The following is a 22,161-nucleotide window of genomic DNA, read 5'->3' as shown; positions in this document are numbered from 1 at the left end:
TGAATTGGCGGTTAATGTCCCAGGTGTGCAACAATTTATTGCTAACATATAAATAAATGGAACTCGTTCAGCCCTTGGCGCTCCAAAATACCGATGCTACACTGCATGACGTTAATTGTGCTGAATGTGAAATGAATAGGAGAGCACCCAAACAATGAACACAAGCTTGATGGCCCAAAACATCGCTAGTCTTACTCCAGGTCGTGACCTTGATGGCTACCTGAATGCGATCGGCGGCATTGCTGTGTTGACCGCTGATGAAGAGAAAGAAATAGCGGAACGCCTATATTACGAAGACGACATCGACGCAGCGCGTTACTTGGTTGTCTCACACTTACGCTTTGTTGTGCATATTGCTAAAAGTTACAGCGGTTATGGCTTGAACCAGTCTGACCTGATCCAAGAAGGCAATGTGGGCTTAATGAAAGCCGTAAAACGTTTTAATCCAGAAGTAGGCGTACGCCTAGTGAGTTTCGCTGTTCACTGGATAAAAGCCGAAATACATGAATTTATTCTTAAAAACTGGCGCATCGTTAAAGTTGCGACCACCAAAGCACAGCGTAAGTTGTTCTTTAACCTGCGCAGCGCTAAAAAGAAAATGGGTTGGATGAACGAATCAGAAGCGCAAACCATTGCTGATGATTTGGGCGTATCCCTAAGAGAAGTCAAAGAAATGGAAGGGCGACTCACCTCCCATGATACGGCTTTTGATAGCCCAGTTGCTGACGATGATGACACCGCGTACCAAGCGCCTGTTAACTACATCGAAGATCACAGCTTTGATCCGGCCGTAGCGGTTGAAAATGAAAATTATGAACAAGACAGTACGGCTCGCTTAAAAGAGGCCATGCTTGAGTTAGATGACCGCAGTAAAGACATTCTTATGCGTCGCTGGTTGCATGAAGACAAAGCCACTTTGCATGAGTTGGCTGCAGAATATGGTGTTTCAGCTGAGCGTATTCGCCAGTTAGAGAAAAACGCCATGAATAAGGTGAAAGGCTTAATTGAAGCAGACGCTTAATTAATACTATTCATTAAAAGGCCCGCTTAGTCGGGCCTTTTTTGTGCCTGCTTGATAGAGATTGTGTTCTGACTTTTGATCCTCTGTGCCGCCCGCTTTAAAACCGAAGTATCTAATTTATGTGCTTAAACCTTCATTGTTAAAGATTTTTTGCTGTCTAAGTGGTCAGTTTTAGCCGCGGGAATTGAGAATCAGTCTACAAATATTGAGTAAAATTTAACCATATCTAAGGTGTTTGTTGATCTAAAATAGCTCGCCTATATGATGTTGCTCATTACGATAGCAACTCAGATGTCAATATTAGAATGAATCACAATTCCCTCAAAACGGCGCTCATACTCTCGCTTAGCTGCTTTTTAATCGCGTGCGGAGGGTCATCTGGTAAATCGTCTGAACCCTCAGCGCCCGATAAAATAGACTGGAACGAGCCTGATAAAACAACCCAACCGACGCCATTAGAATTAGCTTTGGCGCAGGGTAAAGCCAGCTTAGTTGCCGATGGCGATGTCTTTCGCACTGGGGCGTTGGCGTTGATTCAACAAAAAAATCAAACGTATCATTCTGATATTCAACAACTACTCAATCTTAATAGCGACAACAGCGCGAAAGCAGATGGTTCTAGTTTGACCAGTATCGATTGGGATAACAGCCACGATGCTGCGCAACTTAGTGCTCAGTTTGGATTTAATACCCCTTTGTTATTTTCGAATGCGACACAAAATAATGATGATGAAGTGGTGCGTCAGCTTGCTGTGATTGGTAGCGAAAAATCCACTGAAGGCGTTGGTCGTTACTTAGTGATGGGCAGCAATCCAATGCGTACGATGAAACGTGAATTTGATATTAATGATCAAATGCAAACGTTAATGAATAACAGCATTAGCTGGTTGAGCCAAAGAACCGATTTTGATACTCGACCTTTAAACGTCGTTATTAGTCACCTTGATCAAAGTTATTATTTTCCAGATGACGTCGCCACACGAGAGTGGTTAGATGCACAATATTCTTTGCAGGTTCAATACAATGCACAGAACGTGTGTGACGGTGAACTGTTAGCGTCTTGTATTACGGCTGATACCGATGTGTTGATTATTTCACAGCAGGGTTTGTCGGATGCAACCAAAATACAAAATATGATTGATCAAGTTGATGCGGCTTTAAAAGCCAATATCGGTATTTTGTATATGCATTGGGATGGTAATTTAACTGATTTAGGCGCGGCATTGTTTAATCGTTTGCATATCAGTTATGTAGGCGATAACTATTGGAAAAAAGCAAAATTAAAAAATGCGAATCCATTAGACCGAGCATTTGATATAGCCCCAAATATCGCAGCAATACAAACGTTATTAACGACGCTGGGTAATAAAAGTATTAGTTTCGATTGGAGCCAATGTGATAAGGAAGATTGCACTAAGGTTGCAAACTACCAACAAGCATTTTTAGATGGTGTCGGTCATGTTCGAGCTAACTTAAGAAACTTAGAAGATAATCAAGTAAATATTTTTAGTAAAGAGAATGAAAATACAGAAAAATATCTACTAGAAAAGCACCTTGTATTGTTATCTGATTCTTTACGCCAGGGCGTGACGTATCCAATGGATAAAACCTCAACACCGGATATCGACTTTATATCTGCGATATATTCAGACTTTGCTAATTACATTACTCGCCCTATAAACCCTGTGCAAAAAGATTTGGGTAATTTTAGTCGCAGTGATTTTTCGAGTGCCCCACGAATTGAAAAAAATGTGGAGCTGCTTAGTAAAAAATACTTTAGAGCGGCTGGTGTCTATGCGATTCCCGGTGAAACCGTAAAAGTAACACGCCTTGATAATGAAGCATTAACGACAAAAATATACATTAGTAGCGTGCGAGACGAAGCCACTCATTGGTACGCAGAAAATGGTTACACACGTCCTCGTCATTTAAAAAGTGCCTATTTAGAAATTAAACCAGGAGAAAGCATTGAGTTTACATCATCAATAGGTGGGCCGATTCAAGTGAGTTTTTCGGCTAATGATTTAGTAACTAAATTTAAATTTGAAAATGTTGGGCAGCATCCTTATTGGGCAGGCAGCCAAGATGACGCACGCTTTTCAGCACAATTGAATGAAGGCTTTTTTGATTGGGCCGAAGTATCAACACCTGGTTTTGAAGTGCACTCGAAAGTCGATAAGATGCAAGATTCGATCACGGGTTGGAATAGCGCCGCAGAATTAGCGCAAGCAACAGAACGTTATATGCATAATTTCCCTCATGTACTGTCAGGCTTTCAAGGCCCTGGCATAGATAAGGTGGCAGAGATACATGACTTTGCAGACGATAATAACTTAACCGTACAAACGATTGATATTGTTAAACACATGAACGCAGACCAAGCCACATGTGGTTATGGTTGCTCGGGTAATCCGTATGATGCTTATTGGAGTTATTCGCCAACAGGCCATGGTGACGTGCATGAACTTGGTCATGGTTTAGAGAAGGGTCGTTTTCGTTTTACTGGCTGGGAAGGACACTCAACGACTAACCCTTATTCATATTTTACAAAATATAATTATTATTTAGATACAGGCAAAGAGCCCTCTTGTCAGAGTCTGCCGTTTAAAGCGCTATTTGATACTCTAAAAGCCAGTCAAACCCAAGCGGACCCTGTTGCGTACATGCAAGCACAAGGGCTAACAGGCTGGAGCCAAGGCGTTGCCATGACAATACAAATGATGATGGCAGGTCAAAACCAAGGCTCCCTCAATAACGGATGGTATCTATTGGCTCGACTGCATATTTTAGAGCGCGATTTTTACAATGCGACGCGCAGTGAAGAAAAATGGACGGCTATGAAAGCAAACTTAGGCTTTGCCAGCTATTCATATGCGGATGCTAAAGTCATCTCAAATAATGACTGGATGAACATTGCGACATCCGTTGCACTGCAAAAAGACATGCGAGCGTTTTTAGCCATGTGGGGCTTGCCCGCAAGTGATACTGCCAATAATCAGATTGCTGGCTTAAGCTTACCGGCCATGGCCAAAGTATTTTATGCAGCCGAAGGGTCAAATTTTTGTAAAGGCCTAGATAAAACCCCTGTTACGGTTAATTCAGCAATGGTTTGGCCTAGCGTGCCATAATTGGTTGATAACACATTCGATTTTATCGAATAAAATGACTGAATTGGCGTCTTTTATAGAGGCGCCAATCAGGCAACACTTCTTGTTCAATATCCCCTATTACGCTCGCTCTTTTTTGCCTTTCACATCCTCTGATACCTAACAGCCTTTACCATTGTTGCTTTAATAGGCAGGATTGGCTGAGTTTTTTATGCTATATATTGTCGGTTATCCTCATAAAATCGGCCGCCTCGTCATGATTACGTCTTTGTTTAACTCAAAAAATATTCTGATTCTTGCCGCTCTCATTGGTTTTTTGAGTGTGGCGATTGGTGCATTTGCCGCCCATGCCCTTAAAGGCTTATTGCCCAGTTATGCTCTGTTATGGGTGGATACTGGGGTCAAATACCAGATGCTACATGGCGGTGTACTGCTTATTTTGGGCTTTGCCCTTAAGCAATGGCCCTCTTGGGATGCAATTAAGTGGGCAGCCGCGAGTTTTCTGCTTGGTATCCTACTGTTTAGCGGCAGTTTATATATAATGGCGGCCACCCAGATTAAAGCCTTGGGCATGATCACTCCAATAGGAGGGCTTGCCTTATTAATTGGCTGGCTGTGTTTGCTGGTTGCGGCATTCAAACAGCCCGAATGAGAGCGCTATGACAGATAAGCACACGTTAGACACACAAACACCAAATTCAGATACACCTAGCGAAATCGAAAAAGATCAGCACGGTGCGCCCAAAGACGTGGCCTTTGCCAAACGCATTAAAAGCTTCGTCGTACGCGCTGGCCGTATGACCGAGCTGCAACGGGAAACCTATGCCCGCCACATGAGCGAAAAAGGCTTGAGCCTTGATATGGGCATGTTGGACTACGCTGCTGTGTTTGGTAACGATAACCCTGTGGTGTTAGAAATTGGTTTTGGCATGGGCAAAAGCCTTGTGGAAATGTGCCAAACGAATCCAAATTTGAATTACATCGGCATCGAAGTGCATACCCCTGGCGTGGCAAAATTGTTACGCGATGCAGAAGACTTTGGCGTTGAAAATTTGCGCGTATTTGAATGTGATGCCATTGAAGTATTAGAACAATGTATTGCAGATGGTTCGTTGCAAACCATGCAATTGTATTTTCCTGATCCTTGGCATAAAAAACGTCATAATAAGCGTCGTATTGTGCAGTCAAAATTTGCACAAGATATCCGTCAAAAATTAAAAGTGGGTGGTACTTTTCATATGGCAACCGATTGGGAACCGTATGCAGAACACATGCTTGAAGTGATGGAAGTGGCCGAAGGGTATGAAAATGCAGCGGGTAAGGGTAAGTACTTCCCAAGACCGGATTTTCGTCCGCTCACCAAATTTGAAAACCGTGGCGAAAAATTAGGTCATGGCGTATGGGATTTGATTTACACCCGTACGTAATAAACGTTTACAAGTAATACATTTAAGTTAGGAATACGACATGTCATTGAAAAAAGATAAAGAAAAAGTATTTGGCGGTGACTTCACTGAAGAAAGCATGCGCTTTTTTTTAGAAAGCAAAAGCTATGATGGTACCGATGTTGATTACATCAATATCTTAAAAGCATACCAACACATGACACCAGAAATTTTTGCAGAATTTATCACGTTCTTTAAAGACGAAGGTCATAACGTGAATGCAAAAAACATTGAAGGTGAAAGTGCATTAGCGGTAATTGCTTCTCATGAACCGGGTAAGCCGTATGCGGATGCTTTGAAGGCAGCAGGAGCGCTTTAAGCGATTACTTGCGTTTATATGTTAAAGGGAGCCGATGGCTCCCTTTTTTATTTTTGCAGTAATGAAATTAATTATTCAATCGGGCGCGGGGCACCCTCTTACAAATTGTAGGGGCGCTCAATTCTGTTTTAATTGGTTTGTACGAGGGTGCCCCGCGCCCGAAAAATAAAAAATTGCTAATTACTTACAAAAACTGTTCAAGCAGTTCATTTAAAAACAACTGACCTTTTTCAGTGGTTTTGAGTTTATCACCTGCCTCTAGCAACCCTTTGTTAACCAGCGCTTCAACATGAGTGTCTATATTGTCATAAGCCACGCCTGTTCGTTCACTGAAAAGCGTTTTATCAACACCATGAAACAGTCGTAAACCGTTCATTAAAAACTCTAAATCACGATCGTCTACTTCAATGTTGTCTTGCACGACTAAAAAGCGTTTAGCGAGATTTAAATAATCTTTGGGTAAGCGGGTTTTTGCGGTGCGGTAAATTTTACTTTGTGTAATGTCATCGTGAGGGATGGTGAGCTTGCCATGGGCGCCCGCGCCAATGCCAAGGTAATCACCGAATTGCCAATAGTTTAAATTATGTTTTGCCTGTTTACCTTTCTGTGCATAGGCTGAAATTTCGTATTGATCAAAACCATTTTGCGCCAGTAGAGTTTGTCCTGCTTCTTGTATAGCCCATAAGGTTTCATCTTGAGGTAAAACAGGTGGGCGTTTAAAGAATTCGGTATTGGGTTCAATGGTCAGTTGATACCAACTTAAATGCGTGGGCCCAAGGTCGATCCCCTGTTGTAAATCAGCAAGGGCGTGCTCGAGTGTTTGATCCGGTAACCCATGCATGAAGTCTAAATTAAAATTATCGAAGCCAGCCGCCTTGGCCATGTTGACGGCGTTGATAGCCTCTTGACCTGAGTGTATGCGCCCTAAATGTTTTAGCTGATGGTCTTGAAAACTTTGTATACCGATCGATAAACGATTAATGCCAAGTTCGCGGTACCCTTTAAATTTATCAGCTTCAAAAGTACCAGGGTTTGCTTCCATGGTGATTTCAATATCATCCATAAAAACGAAGCGTTGTTTTAAGCCAGTAAACAATTGCTCAAAAGCAGCAACACTTAATAATGATGGCGTACCACCGCCGATAAAAATACTGTGCAGCGGACGTTCTTTAATGCCTTGGTCTTTCAACCAAGCAAGGTCTGTGTCTAAATCATCAAGCAGTGCTCTTACATAATCTTTTTCAGGTAATGTGCTGTCGGCTTTGTGACTGTTGAAATCACAATACGGGCATTTACGCACACACCAAGGCACATGAATATAAAGTGATAGTGGCGGCAGCTGTAAGGTACTCATGATAAGCGGCGCATCATAAACGGAAAATGCTTTTTAATTGCTGGATAGCTTTACCGCGATGGCTAATTTTGTTTTTTTCTTCTTTTGTAAGTTGAGCCGATGTGCAGTTAAGTGTTTCTACAAAGAATAACGGGTCATAACCAAACCCCCCTTCACCGTCTAATTCTGTTTTAATGCGACCTTCCCAAGCACCTTGGCAAATAAGAGGATTAGGGTCTTTAGCGTGGCGAACAAATGCCAGCACACAATGAAAACGAGCGTTGCGGTTTTCAGGCTGCACGCCTTTTAGTGCGGTTAATAACTTTTGATTGTTTTTTTCATCGCTAGCAGGCCCAGTTTCTCCGTCCATAATGCTATAACGAGCACTATAAATCCCAGGGGCGCCATCTAATGCATCCACCTCTAAACCACTGTCGTCAGCAAGGGCGGGTAAGCCCGTGGCCAAGCTGGCATGACGGGCTTTCAATATGGCATTTTCAATGAAGCTTAAACCGGTTTCATCTGCATCAGTGACGTTAAATTCATTTTGTGCAATGAGCTCAACGTCAAAGCCTTCTAATGCATTTTGCAGTTCGGCTAATTTGCCTTTGTTGCCACTGGCGAGAACAATTTGTTGCTTAGACATAATCAATTTCGATCTGTAAATAAAAGAAAAGCCGCTCAAAGAGCGGCCAAACAATGTGTTAAAAATGTTCGATTATTCGCCGCGATAAAAGCGTTGAGAAAACTTAACATCGTAGGCGCGTGTATTGCCATCCGGTGTGACTTTTAAATGGAAGCGATACATATCTTCGTCATAAAAATCAAAGGTGCTGTAGAAATATAAGGCACTGGTTTCTTGTACTCGTGTGAAGGTAAGCTCTTGTGTTTGGCCGATTAGGTTAGACATGGTGCCTTCAATTTTTGCATTCCATGCTACAGGCAATGGGCCTTGGCCTTTTTTAAGTACGCTTATATTTAGAAAGCCAATATTACGGCTACGTGTAATGCCGTAAAGTTTTGCTACGTCCTTGTCTAGTTCGCTACTGGTTAAGCCAATAAAGTGCACTTCGTATTCACCAAAAACTTGCTTTTGTTCGCTTTGGTTATCGGCAAAGCTTAGGCTTGTCATTAATAATAAACAGCTTGCTATGAATAAACGCATTTCTTACTCCTAACGGGTTACACGATACATGGCGACTTCACCTAATAGGTTAGGCCATAAACGGGTTGATAGCGATTCTTTGTGGCGACTGTCTACTACGGTACGATCAAGGATCGTGAGGTTTTTGTCACGACACAGGTTTTCAAAGTCGTGGAATGTACACATGTGAATATTCGGCGTGTCATACCAATAGTAATGCAAGGTTTTTGACATAGGCATTGCACCTTTTGTCATTAGGTAAAAACGCGTGCGCCAGTAACCAAAGTTAGGAAACGTGATGATGGCTTCTTTACCCACACGGAGCATGTCGTCTAATAGTACATCGGGGCGACGCACCGCTTGCAGTGCTTGAGTCATGATAACCGAATCGACAGCGCCATCTTTAAAATGCTTTAAGCCATGGTTTAAATCGTGCTCAATCACGTTTAACCCTTTTGTTACACAACTAACAATGGACTCTGGGTTGATTTCTAAACCATATCCTTTGCATTGTTTTTCGGCTTTTAAATAACACAGCAAGTCACCGTGTCCGCAGCCCAAATCTAAGACTTGGCTGTTAGGCTTAATCCAATCTTGAATGATATTTAAATCACTGCGCAGCTCGGTGTTGTTTTGAGTGCTCATAGCGCCAGCTCCTTAGCAATGCGCTCCATATAAGCATTGAATAATGCAACATATCTTGGAATCGGAATTAAAAAAGCATCATGGCCTTTTTCTGATTCGATGCGTGCATAGGTGACGTCTTTATCGGATTCGATTAAGGCATCAACAATTTCTTCGCTGCGCTCCGGACTAAAGCGCCAGTCCGTGGTAAAGCTCACGACCAAGAATTTGCACTGCGCATGACTTAAACAGGTGGCTAAATCATTTTCGTAATACTGTGACGGGTCAAAATAATCCAACGCTTTGGTCATTAACAAATACGTATTGGCATCAAACGTAGTGGAGAATTTTTCACCTTGGTAATGCAAATAACTTTCGACTTCAAATTCAGGTGAGTAGTCGTAACGGACTTCAGTATCTTTCATGTCACGGCCAAATTTTTCACCCATGGCGTCGTCACTTAAATACGTTAGGTGCGCCAACATGCGTGCCTGCATTAAACCCGCTTTTGGTATGGTGTCATGTTTTAAGTAATGCCCGTCATGAAATTCAGGGTCACTCATAATGGCGTTACGAGCCACCTCGTTAAACGCAATATTTTGTGCGGATAACTTAGGTGCTGATGCAATTACAACACTGCAGTGCAAACGCTCAGGGTACTGAATAGCCCAACGTAACGCTTGCATACCGCCAAGACTGCCACCAATAATGGCGGCAAATTTTTCAATGCCAAGGCGATCAGCTAGACGTGCTTGGCTTTCAACCCAATCACGCACACGCACCATCGGGAAATCGCTGCCATAAGGTGCATTTGTTTCAGGGTTGAGCGATGTCGGCCCGGTACTGCCGTGACAGCCACCTAGGTTATTAAGCGCAATTACAAAAAACGTATTGGTGTCGATGGCTTTGCCTGGCCCAATGCAGCTGTCCCACCAGCCGGGCTTTTTATCGGCAGCACTGTGATAGCCAGCAGCATGATGATTACCGCTTAGTGCATGACAAATTAACACCGCATTGGTTTTATCTGCGTTTAATTGGCCATAGGTTTCATAGATGAGTTCGTAGCGTTCAAGAACTTTACCGCTGCGTAATTCTAGTGGTTGATTAAAGGTGGCAATTTGAGGCGTGACTACGCCAACTGAATTGGCAGGTATTTCTTGCGGCATTCAATTGGTCCTGACATGAAGTAAAGAGAAATTCTGGGAGGCGCAGTGTACGTCACTGCGCATGAAAAATCCGCTATAAACTTGCTTATAAACCGATAATAAAACCCGGTGCACTAGTTTGACGAGCGAATGAAATCAGTAATATTTCAAAAACATTGATGCTTAAAAATAAAACGATTGGGCTAATATCAAAGCCACCCATATCCGGTAGTATTTTACGAATAGGCGCCATGACAGGTTCTAAAATTTGACGTAATAGCATTAAGGCAGGATTAGCACTTTGTGGCGCTAACCAACTGGAAATAACCATAATGAGCAAACCCCAAAAATAGAGTTTAAGAAATAGCCCACCCGTGCCTAATAGTGCCCACACGGCAATGCTCACTAATGGCAAGCCATAACCTGCAATTAATAAGCTCAATGAAATAGCCACTATTTGCACGGCAATAAGCAATACAATGGCAGCCCAATCAAAACCGGCAAAGCCGGGTACCACTTTGCGCAGAGGAATAATCAAAGGGTTGGTTGCTTTTACTACAAATTGGCTAATCGGGTTATAAAAATCGGCTTTTGCAGCTTGTAATAAAAAGCGTAACAAAACCACAAATAAGAAAAACCCTGCCGCGGCATTGACCAGTAATAAACCAATTTGCGCTGGCGCTGATTCCATTTGATACTCCTTTTTTTATTCGGTTATTGTGCTAAAGCAGCTTGCTGAATTTGAGTTAATTCGGCAATACCTTTTTTAGCAAGGTCTAACATTGCGTTTAATTCATTCGGCTGGAACGGCTCGCCTTCAGCTGTGCCTTGAATCTCAATGAAACCGCCATTGTCAGCCATCACAACATTAAGATCGGTTTCGGCATTGCTGTCTTCAGCATAATCTAAGTCTAGTACGGCTTCACCATTGTAAACACCCACAGAAACAGCGCCAATCATGTACTTCATTGGGTTCTTTTTAAGCTGTCCGTTTTCAATCATGTGATTGATCGCATCCACCAAGGCAACACACGCACCTGTAATAGACGCAGTACGGGTACCGCCGTCAGCTTGAATGACATCGCAATCAATGGTGATGCTGTTTTCGCCAAGGGCTTCAAGGTCAATGGCGGCACGTAAAGAGCGACCAATTAAACGGCTGATCTCAACGGTACGGCCTGCTTGTTTGCCTTTTGCTGCTTCACGCATCATACGTGAGCCAGTTGAGCGTGGGAGCATACCGTATTCTGCGGTTACCCAACCTTGGCCTTGGCCACGTAAAAAACTCGGTACGCGAGTTTCGACGCTGGCAGTACAAATGACTTTTGTATCACCAAATTCTACCAATACCGAGCCTTCTGCATGCTTGGTGAAGTTACGGGTGATTTTCACTTCGCGCAATTGATCGAGGGAGCGTCCGCTTGGTCTCATGGTGTTCTCTATTTAGGTAAATTTGAGGCCATTATACTGGCCTTAGCCATAAGGCCAAGGCGCATTTAGCTTTGTTTGCGCTTTAATGCACTTGTAATGATAGTAAATTAGGTCGTCGCAGCAATGACAGGTAAAATTACTCACAAACATGAAATTATAAACCAATAGGAATGAGCCATGCACAGCATGACCGCGTTTGCGCGTACTGATTTGCAAACCGATACCGGTAGCTTTACTTGGGAGATTCGCTCAGTTAATTCACGCTACTTAGAATTGCATTTTCGCTTGCCCGATACCTTGCGCGCGGTTGAAGCCCAAGTGCGTGAAGTGCTGCGTCAGAAACTGAGCCGAGGCAAGGTGGAGTGCAGTTTGAAATTCTCTGCGCAAGCGGGCTCACAAGGCATGAATGTAAATGAAGCCTTGGTTAACCAATTGAATGATGCGGCTGATCATGTACACAGCTTAATTGGCCCAGGTAACGCACTAGATGCACTGGAGATTTTAAAGTGGCCCGGTGTTTTGATGCAGCCTGCGCTGGATAACCAAGCCATAGAGCAAGATGCCATGAAAGCGTTTGACGCGGCACTGAATCAATTGATCGACATGCGCGAGCGTGAAGGCGCCGCGCTTGCTCAATTTATAGATCAGCGTATTGCCGGTATTAGTGAGCAAGTTGAAAAAGTAAAAACGTTGTTGCCACAAATATTAACGGCACAACGTGAAGCCTTGTTGAATAAATTGACGGACTTAAAGTTGCAGGTCGAGCCGGATCGATTTGAGCAAGAAATGGTCATTGTGCTGCAAAAAGCCGATGTAGACGAAGAGTTAGATCGACTAGAGGCTCACCTAGAGGAAGTCGCCCGTATTCTTAAGCAGCAGGGTGCGGTTGGGCGTCGTTTAGACTTTATGATGCAAGAGCTTAATCGCGAGGCCAATACCTTGTCGTCTAAATCAATATCCCATTTGACGACCCAAATTGCAGTAGAGCTTAAAGTGCTGATCGAGCAAATGCGCGAGCAAGTACAGAATATTGAGTAAACCTAAGCCACATCATCAGCAGCAAATCTTGTTTGATGCTGATGGATTTTGCCAAGGGTAAAACCTTGCTATCATTAACCCATTATTCTTGTATTTTTTAAGCGGTAGAGATCCCATTATGACAGTTGGAACCTTATACATCGTGAGTGCCGCATCAGGCACAGGTAAAACCAGTTTGTTAAATGTATTGCTACAGCAAACTTCAAATATCGCGGTTTCTGTAAGCCATACCACACGTGCCAAGCGTGAAGGTGAAGAAAACGGCACGCATTACCACTTTGTTGAAAAGACCGAGTTTGAATCGCTTATTAATCATGGCGACTTCTTAGAGCATGCTCAGGTATTTGGTAATTACTACGGCACGAGCCAAAGTGCAGTTCAACAGCAGCTCGATACGGGCATCGACGTAATTCTTGAGATTGACTGGCAAGGTGCGCAGCAAGTGCGCCGCTTAATGCCCAATGCCGTGAGCATCTTTATTTTACCGCCTTCGCGCCAAGCCTTGCTTGAGCGTTTGACGGGTCGTGGACAAGACAGCGAAGAGATTATTACAGGTCGAATGAATGAAGCGGTGAGTGAGATGAGTCACTTCCATGAGTACGATTATGTGGTGATTAACGATAATTTCGAAGTGGCCTTGGGCGAGCTCAAGTCGATCTTTCAAACCGAACGCTTACGTATTGGCAACCAAAGTGAGCGTCATAAAGAGATGATCACTAACTTATTAAGCTAATAGCCTATCAAACAGCGCTAATAGTGAAATGAATACCCCTTGATAGAGTTAAACAATTGGCGTAAACCAGCGGCTTTTTGTAAACTAACCCATCAAACTTTGTAAACGGCAGTTCGCTGCCCCATAGATAGAGACTAAATCATGGCTCGCGTAACCGTAGAAGATTGCTTAAACAGCGTAGATAACCGTTTTGAACTTGTAATGCTGGCTAGCAAGCGTGCTCGTCAAATCTCTATGCAGGGCGCAGAGCCATTAGTTGCACCAGAGAACGACAAAGTAACGGTTATTGCTTTACGTGAAATTGCAGAAGGCAAAATCACTCAAGCATCAATGGCTGCTGCTGAAGCTGCTGCACTAGCTGCTGAGCAAGAGTAAGCATGAAAGCATCCTTACTTTGCCAGCAAGCATTAGGAGGTAAAGGGTGCCAACAATAGATGCATTAGCCGAGCGCTTAAGCAGCTATCTAGAACCCGAGCAAATCAATCAGGTTTGCCGGGCATATTATTACGCCGAACAGGCCCACGAAGGTCAGTATCGTCGTAGTGGTGATCCTTATATTGTGCACCCGCTGGCGGTGGCCAATATCCTTTCTGAAATGCACATGGACCCCCAAAGCCTAATGGCTGCCATGCTGCATGACGTCATCGAAGATACCGCCGTCCCCAAAGAAGCGTTAGTGGGTCAATTTGGCGAAACCGTCTCTGAGCTTGTTGACGGCGTGAGCAAGCTGACACACATTAAGTTTGAAAGTCAAGAAGAGAAACAAGCGGGTAATTTCCAAAAAATGGCCATGGCCATGGCCCGTGATATACGTGTGATCTTGGTAAAACTGGCTGATCGCTTACACAACATGCGTACGCTCGATTCTATGCCGCCTGAAAAGAAGCGTCGTATTGCTCGTGAAACCCTCGAAATTTATGCTCCAATTGCTAACCGTCTGGGCATTAGTAACATTCGTATCGAGCTAGAAGATTTATGCTTCAACGCTAAGCACCCAATGCGCAGCAACATGATCCGCAAAGCGGTGAAAGCCGCGCGCGGGAACCGCAGTGAGCTGGTGGATAAAATCAGCAAAGCCATCAAAAAGCGATTAAAAGAAGAAGGGCTCGATGCCCGAGTCATTGGCCGCGAAAAACACCTTTACTCTATTTACCGCAAAATGAAGGAACAGAAAAAGTCCTTCAAACAAATTATGGATGTGTATGGTTTCCGCCTAATTGTGGATAACGTAGACAGCTGTTATCGCGCTTTAGGTTTTATACACAACCAGTACAAGCCGGTACCGGGTCGTTTTAAAGACTATATTGCCATTCCAAAATCTAACGGCTATCAATCGCTGCATACCTCAGTTGTGGGCTTGGGTGGCGTGCATATTGAAATTCAAATTCGTACAGAAGAAATGGAAGCCATGGCCCATAACGGCATTGCGGCTCACTGGCTATACAAAGATGACGAAGACGAAACCGAAAGCAAGGGTAACAAACGCGCACGCCAGTGGGTGCAGGGTTTATTAGAACTGCAACAGCGTGCGGGTAACCCGCAAGAATTTATTGAAAGTGTGAAAGTGGATTTATTCCCAGATGATATTTACATCTTCACACCTAAAGGGCGTATTGTTGAAATGCCCAAAGAAAGCACGGTGGTTGATTTTGCTTATAGCGTGCATACCGACGTTGGTAATAGTTGTGTCGGTTGCCGAATTGATCATCAACTTGCGCCACTCAGTACTAAATTAGTGAGTGGCCAAAGTGTTGAAATTATTACGGCGCCTGGCGCATCGCCAAACCCTTCTTGGCTGAATTTTGTCGTGACCTCAAAAGCGCGCAGTAACATTCGTCATTATTTGAAAAACCAAAAACAAGATGAGTCGGTTTCGTTGGGTCGCCGTTTATTGGCCAGCGCAGTTAGCATGTTCCATTTAAACCTTGATGAAATTGATGCTATACATCTAGAGCACTTATTAAAAGAATTTAACGTTAAGCAGCTCGACACCTTATTGGAAGAAATCGGTTTAGGCTCGCGTGCCCCTCAAGCCATTGCGCGTCGTTTAGCTGTATTCGTGCTAGGCCAAGAAGATGGCGTTAGCTCGATTAGCAGTGAAGGTGTATTCAGTATCAACGGCAAAGAAGGTGGCGTGGTTAGCTATGCTAAATGCTGTAGCCCTATTCCTGGTGACCAAATTGTTGGTTATTCAAGCTCTGGTCGTGGTTTGGTTGTGCATACCAATACGTGTAAAAACATGCTGGACCTCATTGACCAAACCGATAAGTGTTTACCATTAATTTGGGATGATAAAATAAAAGAAGATTTCTCGGTCACTTTACGAGCGTGGGTTGAAAACGGCCGAGGCTTAGTGGCACAGTTAGCTTTTGCGGTTACCGAAGCAGACGGAAACCTAGAGCAGATTAGTGTTGAAGATAAAGACGCTCGCTTGAGTGTTATGAGTTTACGCATCGGTGTTCATGGGCGTAAACACTTAGCGGATGTCATGCGTAAACTGCGTAAGAATAAATTGGTTAATAAGATTACCCGTCTTAAAAATGCTGGCTAGATAATTAAAGTAAGCTGAGTTGCTGTAAAAATTAAGCCCATATGTGTTTTCACATGTGGGTTTTTGCTAACTAAACGAAACATATTCAAATAAAAAATAAACAAATATTGTTAGGAGTTAACATGAAAGAAATTATCAATACCGATAAAGCCCCACAAGCAATAGGCACTTACTCACAAGCAGTGAAAGTGGGTAAAACGGTTTACCTTTCTGGTCAGATCCCATTAGTACCTGAAACGATGGAAATGATTGAAGGCACGTTTGAAGATAACGTGCGCCGTGTGTTTGATAACTTAATCGCTGTGTGTGAAGCGGCAGGCGGTTCACTACAAGACATTGCAAAACTAAACATCTTCTTAACCGACCTCGGTAACTTCGCTAAAGTAAACGCGATTATGGCGGAATATTTTGAGCAACCATATCCTGCTCGCGCAGCGGTTCAAATTTCTGCATTACCAAAAGATGCTGAAGTAGAAATGGATGGTGTGTTAGAGCTGCCTTGATTTAGATGGGTGAGATGTTGGATGTGAGCCGTTAGATGATCTGAAGACATCATTACAGTAGTACGAGGTTGCCCCGCGACCGATTGAAGCCCTTGTGAATTTAACCATAAGGGCTTTCTTTACTTGGAGTAATATAGTGTGAGTGGCTATTTTAAATTTTGAAAAGCGTAACTCATCACTGAAATTTAATTGATTGGTTACGATATTCACATTTCTCGTTTCTAGCCTATTCTATGTTGCTGTCCCACGACTGAATAAAACCTATTAAAAGAGAAAATCTTTGATTCATAATTTTATTATAAATTTATCGGCGCATCGAATTGACGTGTTGATGTTAGGAGAATTTTTTCATCTGTGTCTTTGATTGTCACCAAAACGATGCTAAATCGACGTAGCTAAAGCATTTGATATGCTTGCTCTTAAGGGAATAAGAATATAAAAACAGAGAAATTTGGCAAGGCGAAAGTGGTAAAATCATTGAATATGATAAAATTTTATTTCCTGATCTGAAGGGAAGCAATAGATGAGTAGAGAAGATAGAAATATTAAATAAATTATTACATCCATAGAAAATGACTTGCATAGTTTTCTTTATGAAGCTGTAACAGCTTCATACTTGGAACGTAAAAATTGGAAAATAGCATTTTTACCATATAGAAATTCATATGAAGTAGATATGGATATGACTAAATCAATATTATGCCTATATGGAAAGAGAATAATTACTATAAAATATATGGATTATAAAAATAAAAAATTGATCGGTAGTGAAATTTTAGATTTTGAATTAATTAACTTGGATGTATATGATATTAAAAAAGAGTATGAACTTAATACTTTTATTATGACTAATGCTGAAGTTGATTTTATAGTTATATATGGACCATTTGATTACACTTGCATTAGCGGGTCTGAAGAATTTGTAAAGGCGCTTGTTAGTAAAGAGATGCAAGATGACTTTTATGAAGAAATTAAAAGTTACGTGTCGGTAAGTAATAAAGAAAATAGTTTGCGTATGTATTACCTTCATCAGAAGAAAGGGTTGCTTGTATATAGTTAATATTCATAATTTAAAATAGCCAAGTAGGTCGGGCACTGCCCGACGCAAGCAGTTGCTGGTGGGCAGTGCCCACCCTACAGATTAACGCAGTGTTAATTTCTCTGTAGCACGCTTCGCCGCTGCACGCACTTGATTCGGCGCAGTCCCCCCTAAATGATCACGAGCAGAAACCGAACCTTCAAGAGTTAGCACGTCGAATACGTCGTCAGTAATCATGCCGCCAAACTGTTGCAGCTCTTCTAATGACATCTCACCTAAACCTTTATCTGTTTTAGCATCATAACCCAATGAGTCGCACAACCTTGTGAGAGCTGCGGAAGGTAATGTCTTTGCGTACGAGGTGCAAGTAGGTCGGGCATTGCCCGACGCAAGCAGTTGCAGGTGGGCAGTGCCCACCCTACAGATTAACGTAGTGTTAATTTCTCTGTAGCACGCTTAGCCGCAGCACGCACTTGATTTGGCGCGGTACCCCCTAAATGATCACGAGCAGAAACCGAACCTTCAAGTGTTAGCACGTCGAATACGTCGTCAGTAATCATGTCGCCAAACTGTTGCAGCTCTTCTAATGACATTTCACCTAAGTCTTTACCAGTTTTAACACCGTAACCCACTGCGCTGCCTACGATTTCGTGAGAGTCACGGAAAGCGACGCCTTTACGTACAAGGTAGTCGGCTAAATCCGTAGCGGTTGAGAAACCACGAAGGGCCGCTTCACGCATGACGTCTTTTTTCGATACCACAAACGGCATCATGTCAGCGAAAGCACGTAAACTGCCACCCACGTTATCGATAGTGTCGAACAGTGGCTCTTTGTCTTCTTGGTTATCTTTGTTGTACGCCAATGGCTGAGACTTCATTAGGGTTAATAAACCCATTAGGTGACCAAAGATGCGACCTGCTTTACCCCGTACTAATTCAGGTACGTCTGGGTTTTTCTTTTGCGGCATGATGGATGAGCCCGTGCAAAAGCGGTCAGGTAAATCAATGAAGTTAAATTGTGCGCTGGCCCAAAGTACTAGCTCTTCGCTGAAACGGCTTAGGTGCATCATGATGGTGGCGCAGGCGGCGGTGAATTCGATGGCGAAGTCACGGTCCGATACGCTGTCCAGGCTGTTTTCAGTTGGTGCATCAAAACCCAGTAGTTCAGCCGTCATGTGACGGTCGATTGGGTAGGTAGTACCCGCAAGGGCGGCTGCGCCCAATGGCATCACGTTAGTACGTTTACGGCAATCTTGTAGGCGGGCAAAGTCGCGCTCTAGCATTTCGTTCCAAGCTAATAAGTGATGACCAAAGGTCACTGGCTGTGCGGTTTGTAAGTGGGTGAAGCCAGGCATGATGGTGTCAGCTTCTTTTGTGGCCAGCTCAATCAAACCCGTTTGTAGACGAGTGATTTCGGCGCTCATGTGGTCGATTTCGTCACGTAGGTATAAACGAATATCGGTGGCCACTTGGTCGTTACGAGAACGGCCTGTGTGTAACTTTTTACCCGTAATACCAATTTTAGCGGTCAGTGCGGCTTCGATGTTCATGTGCACATCTTCAAGAGCGATGCTCCATTCAAAGTTGCCGGCTTCAATGTCAGCTTTGATCTCACCTAGACCTTTGATGATGTCATCACGTTCAGCGTCCGTTAATACGCCAACCTTTGCTAACATGGTAGCGTGGGCGATTGAGCCTTGGATATCTTGGGCGTACATGCGCTGATCAAATTCAACGGATGCAGTAAAGCGTTGTACAAAGGCGTCAGTGGCTTCAGAAAAGCGGCCACCCCATGCGGAGTTAGTTTGCTGGCTCATAATATTCTCACTGTTACTCAGACAAGCTGAGGGCGACTAAACGGGTAAAAATTGGGCGTATTATACAGGATATGCTGTTGATCGGCACATAGCATAGTGGTCAGGGTGCCACTTATCCGTAAATCTGGCCTTTCAGGCTGAATACGCTTGAGCCTAAGCCTTGATTGGGACAGACTTTGGTCATAATAAAAAGGATTCGCAGTGGCCTCACCTAAACAACGCATTGATGCAAAAGAGCTGATCCCCGACTTATGCCAAGTACGGGCCGTATTATGGTTGATTCTATTTAGCTCAAGCCTTGGTGATTGTGTTGATTTTGTTATCCAGCGGCGCACAGCATTTCAGCTGGGAGCAATTTGGTTTGTTGTCGTTTTATGTGCAATGGGTGGTTTTGGTCAGCGCCGCGTGTTTGTGTCGTTTACGTTTATATATACCTGCCTTAAGTTTAAACCAGCTAACCGCCATGAGTTTTATCTTGATTCAGGCGGTGAATTTACTTATCAGCTTGATCACCTTATACGGCATGAACGAGTTGTTACTTGAGAGTTATAGTTGGGATTGGCTGATACGCAATCAATTAATTAGTGCGATTTTGGCGGCTTTGCTACTGCATTATTTTTATATTCAGATGCAAGGCCGTTTACATGCCCGCAGTGAGTTGCAATCGCGGATGCAAGCGTTACAAAGTCGCATTCGTCCTCATTTTTTATTTAATAGCATGAATATTATTGCCAGTTTAATTCATGTTAATCCAGATAAAGCCGAGCAAGCGGTAGAGGATTTAAGTGAGTTATTTCGTGCAAGCTTAAAAATGGCGGGCACTGAAACCACACTAGAGCAAGAAATTGATCTGTGTAAAAAATACATTAACATCGAACAGTTAAGGCTGGGGAAACGTTTAAACGTTAGGTGGCAAGTAGAGGCACCTGAGCAAATCAGCATTCCATTATTAACCCTACAGCCGCTTATTGAAAATGCTATTTACCATGGCATAGCCCCTAGCGAAAAAGGGGGCGTCGTTTTTATCAATATACAGATGCAACAGTCACGCTTGCACATTAAAGTGAGCAATCCCGTTTGTATGACGATACATCAGCGTCATGAAAGCGGTAATCAAATGGCGTTAGAGAATATTCTGCATCGCTTACAAGCCCTATATGGTCATGATGCGAGCAGTACCACAGAACAAGATGAAGAAACGTTTACTATTCATCTTCAATATGAACCCAGTGCGCACAATGAATCATGAATATACTAATTGTTGATGACGAAGAACTCGCCCGCAGCCGTTTGCAGCGTTTTATTGAAACGGCGCAGCTAGGTACTGTTATTGCCACGGCGAGCAATGGGGTGCAAGCGATTGAATTTGTCGAAAAATATGTACCTGACGTAGTATTGATGGATATTCAAATGCCGACCATGGACGGCTTAGAAGCTGCTCGTCATTTAGCGCAATTAGAAACGCCACCCGCGATTATTTTTTGTACGGCGTATGATGAATATGCAATCGAAGCATTTAACGTGCAAGCCGTTGGCTATTTGCTAAAGCCCGTACGTAAAGATGAATTAAAAGCAGCGTTTTCACGATTAGATAAAATTAATAAGGCCCAGTCGATTTCGTTAAATAAAGATGCATTCCGCACTCACATTAGCGCTAAGACACATCAAGGGTTAGAGTTAGTGGCGGTTGAAAATATTATATTATTTCGCGCTGAGCAAAAATATATCTCTGTAATTCATAAAGCGGGTGAAGTATTAATTGATGAGCCACTAAAAGAATTAGAAGAGGAATTCACAGATAAGTTTATTCGTGTACACCGTAATTCATTGGTGCGTAAGACAAGTATAAATGGACTAGAGAAGTGTGAGGATGGGAGTTTTGCTTTGCGTTTACAAGGTTGTCAGGAATTAGTACCTGTTTCACGTCGGCATGTAGCAGAAGTCAGAAAGTTAATTAAGTTGTTGTAAACACTAAATCTGATTTCATATAAAAAGGCGAGCACTTGGCTCGCCTTTTTTGTGGTTAAGGTTTATTAAAGTCTTACTTCAATACCTTGCGCTTGCATATGCTCTTTGGCTTCTTGCACGGTGTGCTCACCAAAGTGGAAAATGCTAGCGGCCAATACTGCATCGGCTTTACCTTCCGTCACGCCATCTGCAAGGTGCTGTAAGTTGCCCACACCGCCTGATGCAATAACAGGAACATTTACCGCTTCTGAAACTGCACGAGTTAACTCAATATCAAAACCGGTTTTAACGCCGTCTTGGTCCATTGATGTTAATAATACTTCACCAGCGCCAAAGGTGGTCATTTTTACCGCCCATTCGATTGCGTCAATGCCCGTTGGTTTACGACCGCCATGGGTAAAAATTTCCCATTTATTTTCTTCGCCGTCTTGGCTGACTTTTTTGGCATCAATGGCAATAACAATGCATTGGCTGCCAAATTTTTCAGCCGCTTCGCGGACGAACTCAGGGTTGGTGATGGCGGCGCTGTTGATTGAAACTTTATCAGCACCGGCATTAAGCATGTTGCGGATGTCTTCAATGGCGCGAATACCACCGCCAACCGTTAACGGAATGAAAACTTGTTCAGCAATAGCTTGTACCATGTGAATGGTTGTATCACGGCCTTCGTGAGAAGCCGTTATGTCTAGAAAAGTGATTTCGTCTGCCCCCTGTTCGTCGTAGCGTTTTGCCACTTCAACAGGGTCACCAGCGTCGCGAATGTCAACAAACTGTACGCCCTTAACAACACGACCGCCTTCGACATCTAAACAAGGTATGATTCTTTTCGCTAATCCCATGATGCATCTTTTCCCGCTTATTGGGGCTTGTCTAAACGCCGCGCAATACAGCTATTGTATTCAATAATTTATTTTCAAATGTAGGTCAGGCATTGCCTGACATA

The 22,161-nt window shown here is 43.2% G+C and carries 23 protein-coding genes; 13 read left to right on the top strand and 10 right to left on the bottom strand.

The window, feature by feature from the left end; translation table 11 throughout:
* The first annotated feature begins 154 nt into the window (after positions 1-154).
* The 5 genes from rpoH to ACU6U9_RS05760 all read left to right on the top strand — a co-directional run bounded on the left by rpoH (position 155) and on the right by ACU6U9_RS05760 (position 5,892).
* Positions 155-1,021 (top strand): RNA polymerase sigma factor RpoH, encoded by an 867-nt coding sequence (rpoH, locus tag ACU6U9_RS05780; protein WP_446734106.1) that lies wholly within the window; start codon positions 155-157, stop codon positions 1,019-1,021.
* A 305-nt stretch (positions 1,022-1,326) separates the two neighbouring features.
* The gene (locus tag ACU6U9_RS05775; protein WP_446734105.1) at positions 1,327-4,149 is read left to right on the top strand and encodes an ImpA family metalloprotease; all 2,823 of its coding nucleotides are present in this window, start codon (positions 1,327-1,329) and stop codon (positions 4,147-4,149) included.
* A 235-nt stretch (positions 4,150-4,384) separates the two neighbouring features.
* The gene (locus ACU6U9_RS05770; RefSeq protein ID WP_446735061.1) at positions 4,385-4,780 is read left to right on the top strand and encodes a DUF423 domain-containing protein; all 396 of its coding nucleotides are present in this window, start codon (positions 4,385-4,387) and stop codon (positions 4,778-4,780) included.
* Positions 4,781-4,787: 7 nt separating this feature from the next.
* Entirely contained in the window at positions 4,788-5,555 is a 768-nt protein-coding gene (trmB, locus tag ACU6U9_RS05765; protein WP_446734104.1) for a tRNA (guanosine(46)-N7)-methyltransferase TrmB, read from the top strand.
* A 40-nt stretch (positions 5,556-5,595) separates the two neighbouring features.
* On the top strand, positions 5,596-5,892 hold the full coding sequence (locus ACU6U9_RS05760; RefSeq protein ID WP_446734103.1) for a PA4642 family protein: 297 nt from the start codon (positions 5,596-5,598) through the stop codon (positions 5,890-5,892).
* A gap of 184 nt (positions 5,893-6,076) precedes the next feature.
* Here ACU6U9_RS05760 and hemW read toward each other — a convergent pair whose 3' ends face one another.
* The 7 genes from hemW to rph all read right to left on the bottom strand — a co-directional run bounded on the left by hemW (position 6,077) and on the right by rph (position 11,569).
* Entirely contained in the window at positions 6,077-7,246 is a 1,170-nt protein-coding gene (gene hemW / locus ACU6U9_RS05755; protein ID WP_446734102.1) for a radical SAM family heme chaperone HemW, read from the bottom strand.
* A 13-nt stretch (positions 7,247-7,259) separates the two neighbouring features.
* Complete coding sequence (gene rdgB, locus ACU6U9_RS05750) at positions 7,260-7,874, bottom strand: RdgB/HAM1 family non-canonical purine NTP pyrophosphatase (protein WP_446735060.1); 615 nt, start codon at positions 7,872-7,874, stop codon at positions 7,260-7,262.
* 69 nt (positions 7,875-7,943) lie between these two features.
* Entirely contained in the window at positions 7,944-8,390 is a 447-nt protein-coding gene (locus ACU6U9_RS05745; protein WP_446734101.1) for a DUF4426 domain-containing protein, read from the bottom strand.
* A gap of 9 nt (positions 8,391-8,399) precedes the next feature.
* Complete coding sequence (gene metW / locus ACU6U9_RS05740; RefSeq protein WP_446735059.1) at positions 8,400-8,990, bottom strand: methionine biosynthesis protein MetW; 591 nt, start codon at positions 8,988-8,990, stop codon at positions 8,400-8,402.
* 20 nt (positions 8,991-9,010) lie between these two features.
* Positions 9,011-10,159 (bottom strand): homoserine O-succinyltransferase MetX, encoded by a 1,149-nt coding sequence (gene metX, locus ACU6U9_RS05735; RefSeq protein ID WP_446734100.1) that lies wholly within the window; start codon positions 10,157-10,159, stop codon positions 9,011-9,013.
* An 85-nt stretch (positions 10,160-10,244) separates the two neighbouring features.
* Positions 10,245-10,829: a YggT family protein gene (locus tag ACU6U9_RS05730; protein ID WP_446734099.1), complete on the bottom strand. Its 585-nt coding sequence runs from the start codon at positions 10,827-10,829 to the stop codon at positions 10,245-10,247.
* 23 nt (positions 10,830-10,852) lie between these two features.
* Positions 10,853-11,569, bottom strand: a complete 717-nt coding sequence (gene rph / locus ACU6U9_RS05725; RefSeq protein ID WP_446734098.1) for a ribonuclease PH — start codon at positions 11,567-11,569, stop codon at positions 10,853-10,855.
* 177 nt (positions 11,570-11,746) lie between these two features.
* Here rph and ACU6U9_RS05720 point away from each other — a divergent pair, with 177 nt between their 5' ends.
* The 6 genes from ACU6U9_RS05720 to ACU6U9_RS05695 all read left to right on the top strand — a co-directional run bounded on the left by ACU6U9_RS05720 (position 11,747) and on the right by ACU6U9_RS05695 (position 17,454).
* On the top strand, positions 11,747-12,607 hold the full coding sequence (locus tag ACU6U9_RS05720) for a YicC/YloC family endoribonuclease (RefSeq protein WP_446734097.1): 861 nt from the start codon (positions 11,747-11,749) through the stop codon (positions 12,605-12,607).
* A gap of 118 nt (positions 12,608-12,725) precedes the next feature.
* Positions 12,726-13,340, top strand: a complete 615-nt coding sequence (gene gmk, locus ACU6U9_RS05715) for a guanylate kinase (protein ID WP_446734096.1) — start codon at positions 12,726-12,728, stop codon at positions 13,338-13,340.
* A gap of 141 nt (positions 13,341-13,481) precedes the next feature.
* Positions 13,482-13,715: a DNA-directed RNA polymerase subunit omega gene (gene rpoZ, locus ACU6U9_RS05710; RefSeq protein WP_446734095.1), complete on the top strand. Its 234-nt coding sequence runs from the start codon at positions 13,482-13,484 to the stop codon at positions 13,713-13,715.
* A 46-nt stretch (positions 13,716-13,761) separates the two neighbouring features.
* Positions 13,762-15,891, top strand: a complete 2,130-nt coding sequence (locus ACU6U9_RS05705) for a RelA/SpoT family protein (RefSeq protein ID WP_446734094.1) — start codon at positions 13,762-13,764, stop codon at positions 15,889-15,891.
* A 122-nt stretch (positions 15,892-16,013) separates the two neighbouring features.
* Positions 16,014-16,394 carry a RidA family protein gene (locus tag ACU6U9_RS05700; protein ID WP_446734093.1) on the top strand — a complete coding sequence of 127 codons (381 nt, stop codon included), beginning with the start codon at positions 16,014-16,016 and terminating at the stop codon, positions 16,392-16,394.
* Between the two features lie 577 nt (positions 16,395-16,971).
* The gene (locus ACU6U9_RS05695) at positions 16,972-17,454 is read left to right on the top strand and encodes a hypothetical protein (RefSeq protein WP_446734092.1); all 483 of its coding nucleotides are present in this window, start codon (positions 16,972-16,974) and stop codon (positions 17,452-17,454) included.
* A gap of 81 nt (positions 17,455-17,535) precedes the next feature.
* On the opposite strand, the gene ACU6U9_RS05690 is transcribed toward ACU6U9_RS05695, so the two are convergent.
* Both ACU6U9_RS05690 and argH read right to left on the bottom strand, forming a co-directional pair.
* Positions 17,536-17,742: a hypothetical protein gene (locus ACU6U9_RS05690; protein WP_446734091.1), complete on the bottom strand. Its 207-nt coding sequence runs from the start codon at positions 17,740-17,742 to the stop codon at positions 17,536-17,538.
* A 116-nt stretch (positions 17,743-17,858) separates the two neighbouring features.
* Positions 17,859-19,250, bottom strand: a complete 1,392-nt coding sequence (gene argH, locus ACU6U9_RS05685) for an argininosuccinate lyase (RefSeq protein WP_446734090.1) — start codon at positions 19,248-19,250, stop codon at positions 17,859-17,861.
* 307 nt (positions 19,251-19,557) lie between these two features.
* On the opposite strand from argH, the gene ACU6U9_RS05680 reads away from it, so the two are divergent.
* Both ACU6U9_RS05680 and ACU6U9_RS05675 read left to right on the top strand, forming a co-directional pair.
* Positions 19,558-20,499, top strand: coding sequence for a sensor histidine kinase (locus ACU6U9_RS05680; RefSeq protein WP_446734089.1), 942 nt, complete (start codon positions 19,558-19,560; stop codon positions 20,497-20,499).
* On the top strand, positions 20,496-21,218 hold the full coding sequence (locus ACU6U9_RS05675) for a LytR/AlgR family response regulator transcription factor (RefSeq protein WP_446734088.1): 723 nt from the start codon (positions 20,496-20,498) through the stop codon (positions 21,216-21,218). Before ACU6U9_RS05680 ends, ACU6U9_RS05675 begins: the two co-directional genes overlap by 4 nt.
* Before the next feature lie 65 nt (positions 21,219-21,283).
* Here ACU6U9_RS05675 and hisF read toward each other — a convergent pair whose 3' ends face one another.
* Positions 21,284-22,057, bottom strand: coding sequence for an imidazole glycerol phosphate synthase subunit HisF (gene hisF, locus ACU6U9_RS05670; RefSeq protein WP_446734087.1), 774 nt, complete (start codon positions 22,055-22,057; stop codon positions 21,284-21,286).
* Positions 22,058-22,161: the final 104 nt, after the last annotated feature.

Source organism: Pseudomonas sp. HK3 (genome assembly GCF_052920985.1).
The sequence above is the reverse complement of the archived record's forward strand: the minus strand, read 5'-3'. Positions and strand labels throughout refer to the sequence as shown.

What these genes read in the sequence shown, in the direction of transcription:
- metX (WP_446734100.1), bottom strand. Translation starts at nt 10,159, where the DNA reads ATGCCGCAAGAAATACCTGCCAATTCAGTTGGCGTAGTCACGCCTCAA.
- hisF (WP_446734087.1), bottom strand. Translation starts at nt 22,057, where the DNA reads ATGGGATTAGCGAAAAGAATCATACCTTGTTTAGATGTCGAAGGCGGT.
- ACU6U9_RS05745 (WP_446734101.1), bottom strand. Translation starts at nt 8,390, where the DNA reads ATGCGTTTATTCATAGCAAGCTGTTTATTATTAATGACAAGCCTAAGC.
- hemW (WP_446734102.1), bottom strand. Translation starts at nt 7,246, where the DNA reads ATGAGTACCTTACAGCTGCCGCCACTATCACTTTATATTCATGTGCCT.
- ACU6U9_RS05775 (WP_446734105.1), top strand. Translation starts at nt 1,327, where the DNA reads ATGAATCACAATTCCCTCAAAACGGCGCTCATACTCTCGCTTAGCTGC.
- ACU6U9_RS05760 (WP_446734103.1), top strand. Translation starts at nt 5,596, where the DNA reads ATGTCATTGAAAAAAGATAAAGAAAAAGTATTTGGCGGTGACTTCACT.
- ACU6U9_RS05700 (WP_446734093.1), top strand. Translation starts at nt 16,014, where the DNA reads ATGAAAGAAATTATCAATACCGATAAAGCCCCACAAGCAATAGGCACT.
- argH (WP_446734090.1), bottom strand. Translation starts at nt 19,250, where the DNA reads ATGAGCCAGCAAACTAACTCCGCATGGGGTGGCCGCTTTTCTGAAGCC.
- gmk (WP_446734096.1), top strand. Translation starts at nt 12,726, where the DNA reads ATGACAGTTGGAACCTTATACATCGTGAGTGCCGCATCAGGCACAGGT.
- rph (WP_446734098.1), bottom strand. Translation starts at nt 11,569, where the DNA reads ATGAGACCAAGCGGACGCTCCCTCGATCAATTGCGCGAAGTGAAAATC.
- rpoZ (WP_446734095.1), top strand. Translation starts at nt 13,482, where the DNA reads ATGGCTCGCGTAACCGTAGAAGATTGCTTAAACAGCGTAGATAACCGT.
- ACU6U9_RS05675 (WP_446734088.1), top strand. Translation starts at nt 20,496, where the DNA reads ATGAATATACTAATTGTTGATGACGAAGAACTCGCCCGCAGCCGTTTG.
- rpoH (WP_446734106.1), top strand. Translation starts at nt 155, where the DNA reads ATGAACACAAGCTTGATGGCCCAAAACATCGCTAGTCTTACTCCAGGT.
- ACU6U9_RS05730 (WP_446734099.1), bottom strand. Translation starts at nt 10,829, where the DNA reads ATGGAATCAGCGCCAGCGCAAATTGGTTTATTACTGGTCAATGCCGCG.
- trmB (WP_446734104.1), top strand. Translation starts at nt 4,788, where the DNA reads ATGACAGATAAGCACACGTTAGACACACAAACACCAAATTCAGATACA.
- ACU6U9_RS05770 (WP_446735061.1), top strand. Translation starts at nt 4,385, where the DNA reads ATGATTACGTCTTTGTTTAACTCAAAAAATATTCTGATTCTTGCCGCT.
- ACU6U9_RS05720 (WP_446734097.1), top strand. Translation starts at nt 11,747, where the DNA reads ATGCACAGCATGACCGCGTTTGCGCGTACTGATTTGCAAACCGATACC.